We start from the raw sequence: 12,977 nt of genomic DNA, 5'->3' as shown, positions 1-12,977 counted from the left end.
ATCACTGGTTGAACAGCTGGCCGAACCGGACCTTCAGGGCCTCCAGCGCCTCGGGCGTCATCGCGCTCAGGTCCTGCGGCGCCACCGTGTCGATCGTCGTCACGGCCGACGAGACGTTCGGCAGCACGGCCGCGTTGCGGAACGAGAGCGCCTCCTGCCCGGCCGGGGTAACCATGTAGTTGGCCAGGAGCTGAGCAGCGTTGGGGTGCGGAGCTTTCGCCAGAATCGACGTGTACATCGGGGCCCCCCACACGAGCTTGTCGAACCCGCTGTCGACCGGTGCGCCGTTCTTTTTCTCCACCGTCTGGTCCTGGGCGAACACCGTCGCGGCGATCTCACCGGAGGCGAGGGCCTGCGCGACCGGCAGCGCGCCCGGGTAGATCCGCGGCTTCTGCGCGGCGAGCCTTTCGACGAAGCCCTCACCACCGACCTGCTCGAGGTAGCTGCCGTAGAAGTCGACGTGCGCGGTCGACGTCGGCAGCACGATACCGATCTTGCCGTCGGCAAGCGCCGGGTCGAGCAGGTCCTCATAGCTTTCCAGTCCCGCGGGGTACCGGTCGGTGTTCCAGCCGAAGGTCAGCACGGAGGCGCCGGTGACGAAGTCGCCGGACCCGCGCAGCAACGTGTCGGTGTCGTATTCGGAGGACGGGTCGGTGAAGGCCGGACCGATCGGCTCGGCGATCCCACCGGCGGCCGCGAGCTCGACGACCCAGGGTGAAGTGGCCTGGGTGACGATGTCGGCGACCTGGTTGCCGGTGTCCGCCTCCGCGCCGACCTTCTGGTGGATGTTCGCATCGACGTCGCGGACGACGTTCACGCGGATCCCGTAGTCCGCCTCGAAGCGGCGGCCGAGTTCGGCGAGGGCATCGGCCGCGTTCGAGGAGTAGATAGTTACCTCACCTTCCGCCTCGGCGGCCCCGACGATCTTCTGCCACGACTCGTCCCCGGCGGGTCCGGTCGCTCCGACGGCCTCGGAGGTGATGCGATCGTCACCGCCCCCGCCGCACGCGGCGAGCAGCGTGGACACGACGGCGACGGCGATCACGGCGGTGGGTCGGGTGAGAGAGAACCGGCGACGGACGGTGCGGTCAGCGTGCGAGCGCCGGGAGGGAATACGCATGTGGGACGACTCCTGTCGAACGGTCGGCACGGCCGACGTAAAGGTGATCACCGCGTTCCGGCGATCACGGGTTCGCGATCACGGGTTCGCCCGATCAGGCGGTCGACGTCCGACCACCGTCGACCGGGATGATCGCGCCGGTGGTGTAGGTGGACCCAGGGCCGGCCAGGTACAAGGCGGCACCGACGATCTCGTCCGGATTCCCTGCTCGCTGCAGCGGCAGGGCCTCGAAGATCTCGTTGGCGTAGTCCATGTCCCATGCCTTGCTGATGTCGGTGAGAAACGCACCGGCCATGACCGTGTTGACGCGCACCGTTGGCCCGTACGCCTGCGCGAAGCCCTTGGTGAGGGCGTTCAGTCCCGCCTTTGCCGCGGCGTACGGCAGGTCGTTCGGCGTCGGGCGTTCGGCCGCGATCGAGCTGATGTTGATGATCGAACCGCCTGCACCGGCGGCCATCCGCGGCGCGATCAGTGCGGTGAGGCGGAAGGTGCCTTTGAGGTTGACGTCGATGACCTTGTCGAACAAGGCTTCCGAAACCTGGTCAAGGCTCGGGTACAGCGGGGCCATACCCGCGTTGTTGACGAGGACGTCGATGCGGCCGAATTCCTCGTAGACACGTTCGACGAGCGGTTGGTGAGCGTCCCAGTCACCGACATGGAAGGCCAGCGGAAGGGCCCGGCGACCGGTGGTCTCGGCGACCTCCGCGGCCAGTTTCTCGCAGCTTTCGACCTTGCGGCTGACAATCACGGTGTCAGCACCGGCACGGGCGAACGCGAGGGTCATCTCCCGGCCGAGGCCGCGGCTCCCGCCCGTGACGAGGGCGACCTTTCCTTCCAACGGCAGCGCCTGGTCGGTCATCGTGTGACTCCTTCGGGTATGGGGCCGCACCGTGTACTTCGGGTGCTGTGCCGGATTTTCGGTAGGTTCGAGGCCGGTACCGCAGCAGCGGTGCCGATCGAGGTGTGCTTTCGGGTTCGGTTCGGTCAGCCGCCGGCGGTGTCCGCGGCAAGCGGGACCACGGCCTTCCCGGTGGCGGTACCGTCGAGCATGCCGAGGAATGCGTCCCACGCGCCCGCGACGCCACCGGTGAACTCGGTGTGCACCGAGCGAATCCGATCCGAGCGGACGAGACCGGCCATTTCCGACTCGAATTCGTCGCGGGCATCGAGGTGGTCGCCGAGCAGGAAACCCTCCATGCGCGCGCGCCGCCAGATCAGCTTGAGGAGATTGCTAGGGCCGGGTTGCGGCGCGGCCGCGTTGTAGATGCTGATCATTCCGCACAGCGCGATGCGGGCGTGATCGTTGATCACCCGGATTGCGGCCTCGAGATGTTCTCCGCCGACGTTGTCGAAGTACACGTCCACGCCCGTGACACCGAGTTCGGTCATCGCACGGCGCAGAAGGTCCTTGATCGGGCCGTCGTGGTAGTCGAACGCGGCGTCGGCTCCCAGGCTCCGCGTGAGCGCGACCTTCTCGGGCGACCCGGCACTCGCGATCACCGTGGCACCGCGCAGTTTCGCGAGCTGGACAACCGTCGAGCCGACCGCTCCGGCGGCGGACGACACGAACACGACATCGCCGGCCACGACGCGAGCGATCCGCTCGACGCCGACCCATGCCGTCATGCCGGGAGTCCCCAACAGTCCCAAATGCATGGCGGGCGGGAGGTCGTCGTGCCGCAGGACACGGCACTCGGATGCCGGGACCAGCGAATGCTCCCGCCAGCCGTGGTCGTGCAGGACGAGAGCACCGACGGGGACGGCGCTGTCGAAGGATTCGGTGACGCGCCCGACGGTCGGGGCGAGCATCGGCTCGCCGATCTCGTAGGGCTCCGCGTAGGTGGCCTCGCCGCCCATGCGCCCCCGCATGTACGGCTCGACCGACATCACCAGGTTCGCGACGCGGACCTCGCCGGCTCCGGGAGCGCCGATCGTCGTCGCCACGAGTTCGACGTCGGTGTCGCGTGGCCGGCCGCTCGGCCGGGCGCGCAGCACCCACGCCTGCTGAGTCGGATCTGCTGTGCCGGTGAGGTTCACGTCGGTCTCGTCCTCCATGTCGGATCGGGAACTGCGAAAGAGCTGATGAGCGCCCGGGGCGGTACCCGGAAGTGGCGGTCAGGCGACGGCGCAGATCCGGTCGACGAGGTCGCGCCGCACGAGCTTGCCGGTCGGCGTCCGCGGCAGCTCGTCGACGAACACGACGTCGTCCGGTGTGCGGGAGCCGCGCAGCCGCTCACGGCACCAGGCCCGGAACGACTGTGCATCGTCGTGAACCTCGCTGTTCGGCACGATCACCGCGCAGATCCGCTCGCCCCACTCGTCGTCCGGCACACCGATCACGGCCGCCTCACGGACCTGGCCGTGATGCACAAGGACGTCCTCGATCTCGGCCGGTGCGATGTTCTCACCGCCCCGAATGATGGTGTCGTCGGCGCGGCCGCCGATGTAGAGGAAGCCGTCCTCGATCCGGGCGCGGTCGCGGGTGGGGAACCAGCCGTGCGCGTCGAGCACCGAACCCTTGCCCATGTACTCGCCACTGACCTGTGCGCCGCGAACCCAGAGCAGCCCCGTCTCCCCCTCGGCGAGGACGGTCACGTCGTCCTCGTCCCGGACCTGGGCCTGCATCCCGGGAACGATGCGTCCCGCAGAAGCAAGCCGACCGCGGAGGGCAGGGTCGGCGAACGCTGCCCGATGGTCCTCGGGACCGAGCACGGCGATCGTCGAACTGGTCTCGGTGAGACCGTAGGCATTCACGAAGCCGGTGTCGGGGAAGGCCGTCAGGGCCTTTTCGAGCACCGGCTGTGGCATGCGGGCTCCGCCGTACGCGAGAGACGCGAGGGACGGTGTGTCGGCGGGTGCGCCGTCGAGATGTTCCACGATGCGCGCGAGCATCGTCGGCACGACCATCGCGCTCGATACCTCCTCCTCTCGGACGAGATCGAGCCACGCCTGGGGCGAGAAGTCGGGCAAATGCACCATCCGACGGCCGGCGTAGATGTTGCTGAGCACCGCCCCCAGACCCGCGATGTGATAGGGCGGGGTGCTGACGAGCGTCGCCTGTTCTTCTCCCGCAGAACCGAATTCGACGGTATTGAGCAGATACGACAGCAGATGTCGGTGACGGAGCAACACCCCTTTGGGTGCCGAGGTCGTTCCCGACGTGAACAGCACGATCGCCGTGTCGTCATCGGCCGAGCGATCCCCCGTCGCCCGCTCCGTCGTGCGTGCGAGCTCGAGGAACTGCGAGGGCGTGACGATCCGGTGCGAGAGCCCGGAGAGCTTGTCGACGTACACGTCGTCGGCGACGACGATCGGCTGGTCGAGCCGCTCGATCAGTTCGCGTAGCTGGTCGGCGCCGAGTCGGTAGTTCAGCGGCGCGAGCGGGATGCCGGCGCGTGCCGAGGCGAACATCAGGACCGGCAGAACGGGGCCGTTCACGCCCACGAAGACGACATGGCGGGCCCCGAGTTCCTCCAGGACCGTAGCTCCCCTCGACGCGATCTCGTCGAGCTGCCCGTAGGTAGCCCCATCGGCCCGGCGTCCCATTGCGAGCCGATCGGGTGTGGCCGACGACGCCATATCCAGGACCATTGCGATGCCCATTTCACCACCTGTCTGAGAACACGCTCACGATGCGACGACCTCATCTGTGCTTCCGGCCGACGCCCTCCTCGAAGGAACAGGGAAGTGCTTCACGTCACTTCTCCCTCCCGATGTGAACCATAGCAACTATGGCAATATTTGTGAAGGTAATAGTAGTTCTGCGTCCCGGTGCGGCATAACCCCAGGAAGACGACCTGCCGAGGCGGCAAGAGGCACTCCTGACGCAGCGCAGCCCTCCGACCATGAGGTCGAAGGGCTGCGTCAAGCCTCGGGCTCAGACATTTGTGGGCCTGACCAGTTTCGTGGTGTCCGCCGGCGCCGCAACCCGCGGCAGCTTCACCAGCGCCAGCATCACTCCTGCCACGAGCAGGCACCCGATCGGGAAATACAGGCCGATGGTGACGTCGTCGGCGGTGGCGTTCTTACCGATGACGGCGCGCCCTGCGGGATGAACAGCGAATGTATCGCTCACTCGATCAGACCGACAGCACGATACATTCGCTCACTCGGCCCCCAGCGTGCCCATGAGTGAGCCATCTCGCGCGAGAGGCGGGGACGTGTCTCCTGCCACGAGTGGGCCGAGTAGGACGCTTATCTGCTCACGGGCGTGCACAATTGAGTGGCCGGCCCGTTCCGACCGGCCACTCGCACTACCCGACTGCACAACCCATGGAAGGCCCGGAATGAGTTCGACGGAGATCAGCGCCGACCCCCACGCCGGCACACTGCGCAGCCCCCGCTTCTGGCTGGCGCCGGTCGTCGTGGTGACCGCCGTGATGGCGGCCCTGGCGGCCCTCTACATCGGCAGCATGATCAATCCGGCCGACAATTTGCACAAGTTCCCGGTCGCGATCGTGAACCAGGATGTCGGCGACGTGCTCCCCGGTTCGGATCAGCAGCGCAACCTCGGCGCCGAGATCACCGCCGCCATCGCCGACGGGGTCGATCCGGAGGAGATCGATCTGCAACAGGTCGGGATCTCCGCGGCGACCTCGGGACTCGATTCGGGCCGGCTCTACGGGGCGATCGTGATTCCGAGCGACTTCACCAAACGCACGTCGATTCTTGCGCAGGGCAGCGTGATCCCCGGCGACATCGAGAAGCCGATCATCACCGTCTACACCAACCCGCGCACCGGCACCTTCGGCAAGGGCATCGTCGAGTCGATCGCCGACCGCGCCCTGACCACCGTGAACACGACCGTCGGGGAGCAACTCACCACCACGGTCACCGATACCCTCGCCACCAGCGCCCCGGATCTGCAGTTGTCCGGCGGAAGCCGCTTGGTGCTGGCGGATCCGATCGACATCCGCTTCGTCGAGCACAAGCCCCTGCCCGACGGCACCGGACTGGGCCTGTCCGCGTTCTACTACACGCTGCTGCTCATCCTCGCGGGCTTCACCGGCGCCACCATCGTCAACTCGCTCGTCGACAGCGCCCTCGGCTTCGTCCCCACCGAGTACGGGCCCTGGTACGTCGACCGGAAGACGGCGCACCTGTCGCGGTTGCGGGTCCTGCTCGTGAAGTGGGCGATCATGGTGATCCTGGGACTGATCGTCTCCGCGCTCTACCTCTGGATCGCCACCCTGCTCGGCATGCCCGTGACCCGCGCCCTGCTGCTGTGGGAGTACGGCGCCCTCGCGATCACCGCCGTGGGTGTCACCTCGATCTCGGTGATGGCCGTGTTCGGTTCCGCCGGACTGCTGGTGAACCTGTTGATCTTCATCATCCTGGGCCTGCCGTCGTCGGGGGGCACCGTGCCACTCGAGGCCATGCCGCCGTTGTACTCGTGGCTGTCGACGTTCGAACCGATGCACCAGGTGTACATCGCGACCCGGGCCATCCTGTACTTCGACGGCAGCGGGCCGGCGGGCCTGACCCGGGGCGCCCTGATGACACTCCTCGGACTCGGCATCGGCCTCGTGCTGGGTGGGGTGGTGACCCGGATCTACGACGTGCGCGGATTCCACCGCCGCAGCGACGCGGAGCCTGTGTCCGCCGCAGCGTAACGACGCGAAAGACAGGACCCCGCTGCTCCTCGAGGGCAGAGCAGCGGGGTCCCAGGTCTCGAACGTAGCGCTCCGATTCCGCCCGGCCCAGCCGCGACGGGGTGAAACGGGGGATGAAACGGGTCCTCGACGGTGACGCCGGGCGGGCACATCGGGTGCCTGCAGGACGGTATCGGAGTACGCTCATTAATGAGTCCACTCATTTTGGGAGGCGCGGGATGGTTACCTCATCGGGAACTCCGGGTCGTCGAGACCGGAACATGCGTGACAAGCAGTCCCGCATCTTCGCCGCCGCCGCATCGTTGTTCGCCGAGAAGGGCTTCGCGGGAGTCACGACACAGCAGATCTCCGAACGTGCGGACGTCGCGGCTGGAACGTTGTTCCGCTACGCGATGTCCAAGGGCGAACTGCTGATGATGGTCTACAACCAGCAGTTCCGGTCGGCCCTGAGCGCCGGCGACCGCGAGTCACGATCGCGGCGCGACCCGGTGGACGCGGTGCAGGCCGTCGTCCGACCTATTCTCGAGGCCGCCGACAGCCACGTCGAGAACACGGTGAACTACCAACGTGAGCTGCTGTTCGGCTCCGCAAGCGAGAAATACCGTTCCGAGGGACTCGATCTCGTCGCCCGCTTCGAGGAGACGATCGCGCGTCGGCTCGTCGAGGCCGCGCGGAACCGCGGGCTGGACGAGAGACGAGCGGAGGACCAGGCCCGGCACGCCGGCCGGAGCATCTTCGCGATCCTGCACCTGATACTTGCGCGCGCATTCACCGGTGCGCATCCCGACGACGACCCCGAGGCCGACCTGCACGCCCAGATCGACCAGATCGTCACGGGTTTTTTCGCGGCACTCGACGACGACCGCCCGGCCCGCAGCGGGCCGGAACCGGGCGCGTCCTCCCCACAACGAAAGAAGGAAGCATGACCAGCCGGATCAGCAAGGTGACCGTCCTCGGGACCGGAGTCCTCGGCGCGCAGATCGCGTTCCAGTCCGCCTACAGCGGATTCGCCGTCACCGCCTACGACATCAGCGACGACGCCCTCGCCAACGCGCAGAAGCGCTTCGGCGAGCTCGCCGAGACGTACCAGCGTGAGGTTCCCGGTGCCGGCGACGGGAAGGCGGAGGCGGCCGCGACCGGCATCCGCCTGTCCTCCGACCTCGCAGACGCCGTCCGGGACGCCGACCTCGTCGTCGAGGCCGTGCCCGAGGTACTCGACATCAAGCGGGACACCTACACGAAGCTGGGCGAGGTCGCACCCGCGGAGACGATCTTCGCCACCAACTCCTCCACACTCCTGCCGAGCGACATGAAGGACTTCACCGGCCGTCCCGACAAGTTCCTCGCGCTGCACTTCGCCAACCAGGTGTGGAAGTTCAACACGGCCGAGATCATGGGCACCGACGACACCGACCCCGCGGTGTTCGACCAGGTCGTCGACTTCGCCGCGGCCATCGGCATGGTCCCGGTCCCGATCCACAAGGAGAAGGCCGGCTACGTCCTGAACTCGCTGCTGGTGCCGTTCCTCAACGCCGCCGGTGAGCTCGCCGCGGGCGGCTACGCCGACCCCGAGGACGTCGACAGGGTGTGGCGGATCGCCACCGGCGCACCCATGGGTCCCTTCCAGATCTACGACGTCATCGGACTCACCACGCCTTACAACATCCTGTCCCACGGCGACGAGAAGGACCGGACCATCGCCGCATGGTTGAAGGAGAACTACATCGACGCCGGCAAGCTCGGTGCGGCGACCGGCGAAGGGTTCTACCGCTACCCCAACGACAAGTAGCGGCAGATACCGCGAAGGGGCGACGCCTCGCGTCCTACAGCAGCCCCGCAAGCCCACAGGGGTGGACGAGAGGACAGCATGGTTCGTCGGGGCCGGGCTCGCCTCCCTGTCCGAAACTGTTGCGTGAGAATCTGATCGCAAAGCTGGAGACGACGGAGATCGGCGACCTGCTCGAGGAGTCCGGCCTGCTTTCCGAGTAACCGTGCGGGTCCGGAGGCGACGGTGGACGGGACCGTCCGCCGGCGGTGTCGGCACGGCGGTGCAGACTGGACGGGTGCGCACCGTACTGGTTCCCGACACCGCCGGCGGGCAGCCGCCCGGCGGATGGACCGTTCCGGTCGGCGCCGACGGACGCCCGCTCGCCGCGGCCGAATACCACGACGACCTCGCGACGGCCGCGCGGACGCTCGAGGCGGCGGACCCGCCGCGGTGGATCTGGACCGGCACCGCGACCGTGTACCCCGCCCTGCTGCACGCCGGGGTCCGGGTGCGCCGATGCCACGATCTGGCGTCCACACGCGCGATCCTGAACGTACGCGCCGGGATTCCCGCACCACCGGAGCAACAACCGGTCGACGAGCGCCCCGGGCTGTTCGACGTCGCCCCCACCGTCGACCCCGAGACCGTGCTCGCCGAGTTCGAGCGGCAGCGCACCGAACTCGCCGGCAATGCCCGGCTCGAACTGCTCGTCGCCGCCGAATCGGCGGGCACGCTGGCCGCCGCGGAGATGGGTTTCGACGGGTTGCCGTTCTCCGCCGACGCCCACCGCCGCGTGCTCGAGCGCACCCTCGGTCCGCGTCCCGCCGACGACGGGCTGCCGCCCCGGATCACCGAACTGAACGCACGGATCGGCGAGGTGTTCGGCCGTGCGCTGAATCCGGCCTCGCACACCGAAATTCTCGAGGCGTTCCGACGCGAAGGCATCGACCTGTCGTCCACCCGCAAATGGGTGCTGCGCGAACTCGACCATCCGGCGGTGCCGCTGCTCTTGCAGCACCGGGATCTGTCGAAGCTGCACAGCACCAACGGGTGGCAGTGGCTCGACACCTGGGTGCGCGGCGGGCGGTTCCATCCGGTCTATGTGCCCGGTGCCGTGGTGTCCGGGCGCTGGGCGAGCCGCGGCGGCGGGGCCCTGCAGATCCCGAAGGCGCTGCGGTCGAGCGTGATCGCCGAGCCCGGGCACGTCTTCGTGATCGCCGACGCCGGCCAGCTCGAACCGCGCATCCTGGCCGCGATGTCCGGCGACCCGCGGATGACGGCGGCGGCGGGCGGCGACGACCTGTACGCACCGGTGGCTGCGGCCGCGTTCGGCGGTGACCGGGCGAAGGCGAAGGTGGCCGTGCTCGGCGTGCTCTACGGTGCGACGGCCGGCGAGTCACGTGCGCTGCTCACCCTGCTGCGCAGGAGCTTTCCCGAGGCGGTGGAGTTCGTGGAACGCGCCGCACGTGCCGGCGAGCGCGGTGAGGTGGTGCATTCGTGGCTCGGCCGCGCGTGCCCGCCGCCGGGTGCCGACTTCTTCGCGCACGGCGACGCGCGGGCGCGGGGGCGGTTCACCCGCAACTTCGTCGTTCAGGCGACGGCCGCCGAATGGGCGCTGTGCGTGCTGGCCGATCTGCGCCTGCGCCTGGCCGCCGACGACACCGGCGAACTCGTCTTCTTCCAGCACGACGAGATCGTGGTGCACACCCGCACCCCGGAGGCCGCGACGGCGCACCTGTCCGCCGCGGTGGAGTCGGCGACCCGGCTGTTGTTCGGTGACACGAAAGTGATTTTCCCCATGCATGTCTCGATACGGGACCGTTACGGCGAGGACGAGCCGTAGGCGGAGTGCGTCCACAGGTGGAACGCGGCGTAGGCCCGCCACGGACTCCACTGCCGGGCCCGGACCGTCGCCTCGCGGGCAGAACCCACGCCGAGGGCCCTGCGCAGCACCAGATCTCCGGCGGGATACGCGTCACGGTCCCCGAGGACGCGGACGGCGAGGTAGTCCACGGTCCACGGCCCGATGCCGGGCAGTGCCGCCAGATCGGTGCGGAACCGCACCGGTTCGGCCGGATCGAGCCCGTCGGCCGCGGCGCGAGCGAGCGCCAGCACGGTCCGCACCCGCGCCCGGGTGAGCCCCACCGCCCCCTGCACCTCGTCGGCATCCGCGGCGGCGAGCCGCTCCGGGGCCGGAAAGCAGCGCATAGCACCGGATCCCGGATCTCCGTAGCGGGCGACGAGCCGACCGGCGAACGTGGCGGCGGCGGCGACGCTGACCTGCTGGCCCAGCACGGTCTGCACGGCGGTGTCGAACCAGTCCGTCGTCCCGAGCACGCGCAGTCCCGGCCGGGCCGCCACCATCGGGGCGAGCTGCGGATCGGCGCCGAGCGCCGCGTCGATCACGGCAGGCTCGGCGTCGAGGTCCAGCCACCGCCGGACCAACTGCTCGACCTCGGGCAGGTCGCGGCGGTCCGCGTCGATCCGGACGGGCACGTGCTCGGCGGCCGGCCGGGGCCGGATCGCGACCACCGCCGGGCCGTGCCGGCCCCGCACCGACCGCACGTGCGTGCCGGTGGCCGCGTCGTGTCGTTCGAGACCGGCGACGGTGTGGCTGCGCAGGGCCGCCAGCATCGGGGCGGTGGCCAGCGGCGGGGTCACCGCCAACCGCAGGGCGACGCTCACGCCGCGGCCTCGAGCCGCAACAGCGTGCGTTTGGCGTCCACGCCGCCCACGTACCTGCCGAGGTCTCCGTCGCTGCGCACCACCCGGTGGCACGGCAGGACGACGGGCAACGGATTCCGCGCGCACGCCGTACCCACTGCCCGGACGGCACGCGGGCTGCCGGCCACGGCCGCCACCTCGGCGTAGCTGGCGGTACGGCCGTAGCCGATGCGCGGCAGGTGCGTGATGACCTCGCGGCGGAAGCCCCGGGCCAGGCGCAGGTCGAGCGGCAGGTCGAACGCGGTGCGGGCGCCGCGGAAGTACTCGTCGAGCTGGCGGGCGGCGTCGTCGAGCCGGGCGGGCGCGGCGAGGATGCGCGGGCTGATGTCGGCGGCGAGCCGGGCGAGGACCGCCTCGTGATCCTCGGCGGCGTAGGCGACCCGCACGAGGCCGGCGGGGGTGGCGGCGAGCAGCAGCGGTCCCACCGGGGTGTCGACGATCCGGTAGGCGACGTCGAGCAGGTCGGCGGCCTCGGCGTCGAGGATCAGCCGCGCGTGCAGGCGCGTCAGGTCGGCAGCATCGACAGGCGACGATTCGAGCGTCATGACGGTTCCTCCGTCGGGTAGCGGCGGCGCAGCGCGGCCCGGCCGTCGGCGGCGGCGCGGCGCGCGGCGTCGGTGGAGTTGCCGAGGATCGCGGCTATCTCGGCGTAGGGCAGGCCGACGACGTGGTGGTAGACGACGGCGGCGCGCTGAGTGAACGGCAGCGCGGCCACCGCCGACCACAGGTCGTCGTCGGGCTCGGGCATCCCGGAGGCGAGGGGGCGTTCCGGCAGGGCGGCGACGGGCACCGGGGTCCGCGCCCGGGCACGGTGGACGTCGACGGCCTTGCGGTGCGCGATCGTGACGAGCCACGCCTCGACGTTGCTGCCCGGACGCAGCGCCGGGTAGGCGCGCAGCGCGGCGAGGAACGTCTCGGACCACGCGTCGTCGGCGTCGACCGGACCGAGCAGCGCGCGGCACACCCGCAGGACGGTGGCGCCGTGCTCGGCGACGACCCGCTCGAACGGCGGCAGCGGGTCAGGGGACGGCATGGGTCACCTGCGCCTCCCGGTCGAGCAGGTAGCGCTTGCGGGCGAGACCCCCGGCATATCCGGTGAGGCTGCCGTCGCGGCCGATCACGCGGTGACACGGCACGACGATGCTGACGGGGTTGCGGCCGTTCGCGGCGGCTACCGCCCGCACGGCCGTGGGGTGCCCGACGGCGGCGGCCAGGTCCGTGTAGGTGCACACCGTGCCGTATGCGACGGTCCGCAGCGCCTGCCAGACGCGGAGCTGGAAGGCGGTGCCGTGCAGTGCCAGGGGCACGGTGAACTCGGTGCGCTGCCCGGCGAAGTACTCGGCGAGCTGCTCGGTGACCTCCTCGAAACCGGTCGCCGCGACGTCTCCGAAGGTGCGCGGGCCGGGCCGGTGCCGGTGTTCGGCGAGGTACAGGCCACTGAGTGCTCCGTCCGTCCGCACCAGGGTCAGCGGTCCGATCGGTGAGTCGACGACCGTGTGGGTTCGCGTCGCGTTCACGGGGTTGATCCTTCCATCCGGCGTATACGAGGTAGACGCATCGGCGGAGAGAAATGTGAGAAACCAGCGATCCGAGATGCAGTTCACCCGGGCGGGGATGGAATACCCGGGACAGGGGCGGTGTTGAAGAGTTCGGATCGGCACGCTCCGTGTCCCCCGGGCTCAGTTGTTTTGCCTTTGCAGAGTTCCGTCCGGCTGGAGCTGCATTGCGCCTGTCGCCGTGAGGCGACCGGACG

General features: G+C 69.4%; 13 protein-coding genes. 4 read left to right on the top strand and 9 right to left on the bottom strand.

Features of this window, described 5'->3' with window-relative positions:
• Nucleotide 1 precedes the first annotated feature (1 nt).
• From JYA75_RS07500 to JYA75_RS07480, 5 genes are all read right to left on the bottom strand, one after another.
• Nucleotides 2-1,120: an extracellular solute-binding protein gene (locus JYA75_RS07500; RefSeq protein ID WP_051446008.1), complete on the bottom strand. Its 1,119-nt coding sequence runs from the start codon at nucleotides 1,118-1,120 to the stop codon at nucleotides 2-4.
• 94 nt (nucleotides 1,121-1,214) lie between these two features.
• On the bottom strand, nucleotides 1,215-1,979 hold the full coding sequence (locus JYA75_RS07495; RefSeq protein ID WP_029546425.1) for a glucose 1-dehydrogenase: 765 nt from the start codon (nucleotides 1,977-1,979) through the stop codon (nucleotides 1,215-1,217).
• Between the two features lie 125 nt (nucleotides 1,980-2,104).
• Nucleotides 2,105-3,175 carry an NADP-dependent oxidoreductase gene (locus JYA75_RS07490; protein WP_051446009.1) on the bottom strand — a complete coding sequence of 357 codons (1,071 nt, stop codon included), beginning with the start codon at nucleotides 3,173-3,175 and terminating at the stop codon, nucleotides 2,105-2,107.
• 60 nt (nucleotides 3,176-3,235) lie between these two features.
• Nucleotides 3,236-4,723, bottom strand: coding sequence for a class I adenylate-forming enzyme family protein (locus JYA75_RS07485; RefSeq protein ID WP_029546427.1), 1,488 nt, complete (start codon nucleotides 4,721-4,723; stop codon nucleotides 3,236-3,238).
• A gap of 274 nt (nucleotides 4,724-4,997) precedes the next feature.
• Nucleotides 4,998-5,195 (bottom strand): hypothetical protein, encoded by a 198-nt coding sequence (locus tag JYA75_RS07480; protein ID WP_161994728.1) that lies wholly within the window; start codon nucleotides 5,193-5,195, stop codon nucleotides 4,998-5,000.
• Between the two features lie 211 nt (nucleotides 5,196-5,406).
• On the opposite strand from JYA75_RS07480, the gene JYA75_RS07475 reads away from it, so the two are divergent.
• From JYA75_RS07475 to JYA75_RS07460, 4 genes are all read left to right on the top strand, one after another.
• Nucleotides 5,407-6,732 carry a DUF3533 domain-containing protein gene (locus JYA75_RS07475; protein WP_203329841.1) on the top strand — a complete coding sequence of 442 codons (1,326 nt, stop codon included), beginning with the start codon at nucleotides 5,407-5,409 and terminating at the stop codon, nucleotides 6,730-6,732.
• Nucleotides 6,733-6,992: 260 nt separating this feature from the next.
• On the top strand, nucleotides 6,993-7,658 hold the full coding sequence (locus JYA75_RS07470; RefSeq protein ID WP_203329840.1) for a TetR/AcrR family transcriptional regulator: 666 nt from the start codon (nucleotides 6,993-6,995) through the stop codon (nucleotides 7,656-7,658).
• A complete protein-coding gene (locus JYA75_RS07465; protein WP_203329839.1) occupies nucleotides 7,655-8,521 on the top strand; it encodes a 3-hydroxyacyl-CoA dehydrogenase in 867 nt (288 codons plus the stop codon). Before JYA75_RS07470 ends, JYA75_RS07465 begins: the two co-directional genes overlap by 4 nt.
• 202 nt (nucleotides 8,522-8,723) lie before the next feature.
• The gene (locus JYA75_RS07460; protein ID WP_203329838.1) at nucleotides 8,724-10,343 is read left to right on the top strand and encodes a bifunctional 3'-5' exonuclease/DNA polymerase; all 1,620 of its coding nucleotides are present in this window, start codon (nucleotides 8,724-8,726) and stop codon (nucleotides 10,341-10,343) included.
• Here the strand turns inward: JYA75_RS07460 and JYA75_RS07455 are convergent.
• From JYA75_RS07455 to JYA75_RS07440, 4 genes are read right to left on the bottom strand one after another with little or no spacing between them, the layout of a single operon-like run.
• Nucleotides 10,322-11,185: a DNA-3-methyladenine glycosylase 2 family protein gene (locus tag JYA75_RS07455; protein WP_168580207.1), complete on the bottom strand. Its 864-nt coding sequence runs from the start codon at nucleotides 11,183-11,185 to the stop codon at nucleotides 10,322-10,324. The genes JYA75_RS07460 and JYA75_RS07455 overlap by 22 nt on opposite strands.
• A complete protein-coding gene (locus tag JYA75_RS07450; protein WP_168580208.1) occupies nucleotides 11,182-11,769 on the bottom strand; it encodes a methylated-DNA--[protein]-cysteine S-methyltransferase in 588 nt (195 codons plus the stop codon). The genes JYA75_RS07455 and JYA75_RS07450 overlap by 4 nt, the downstream gene beginning before the upstream one ends.
• On the bottom strand, nucleotides 11,766-12,257 hold the full coding sequence (locus JYA75_RS07445; RefSeq protein ID WP_006939896.1) for a sigma-70 family RNA polymerase sigma factor: 492 nt from the start codon (nucleotides 12,255-12,257) through the stop codon (nucleotides 11,766-11,768). Before JYA75_RS07445 ends, JYA75_RS07450 begins: the two co-directional genes overlap by 4 nt.
• Nucleotides 12,244-12,741 (bottom strand): methylated-DNA--[protein]-cysteine S-methyltransferase, encoded by a 498-nt coding sequence (locus tag JYA75_RS07440; RefSeq protein WP_102800137.1) that lies wholly within the window; start codon nucleotides 12,739-12,741, stop codon nucleotides 12,244-12,246. Before JYA75_RS07440 ends, JYA75_RS07445 begins: the two co-directional genes overlap by 14 nt.
• Nucleotides 12,742-12,977: the final 236 nt, after the last annotated feature.

Source organism: Rhodococcus sp. PSBB066 (assembly GCF_017068255.1).
GTDB classification, from domain to species: domain Bacteria; phylum Actinomycetota; class Actinomycetes; order Mycobacteriales; family Mycobacteriaceae; genus Rhodococcus; species Rhodococcus aetherivorans.
This window is presented reverse-complemented; position numbering and strand designations above follow the sequence as displayed.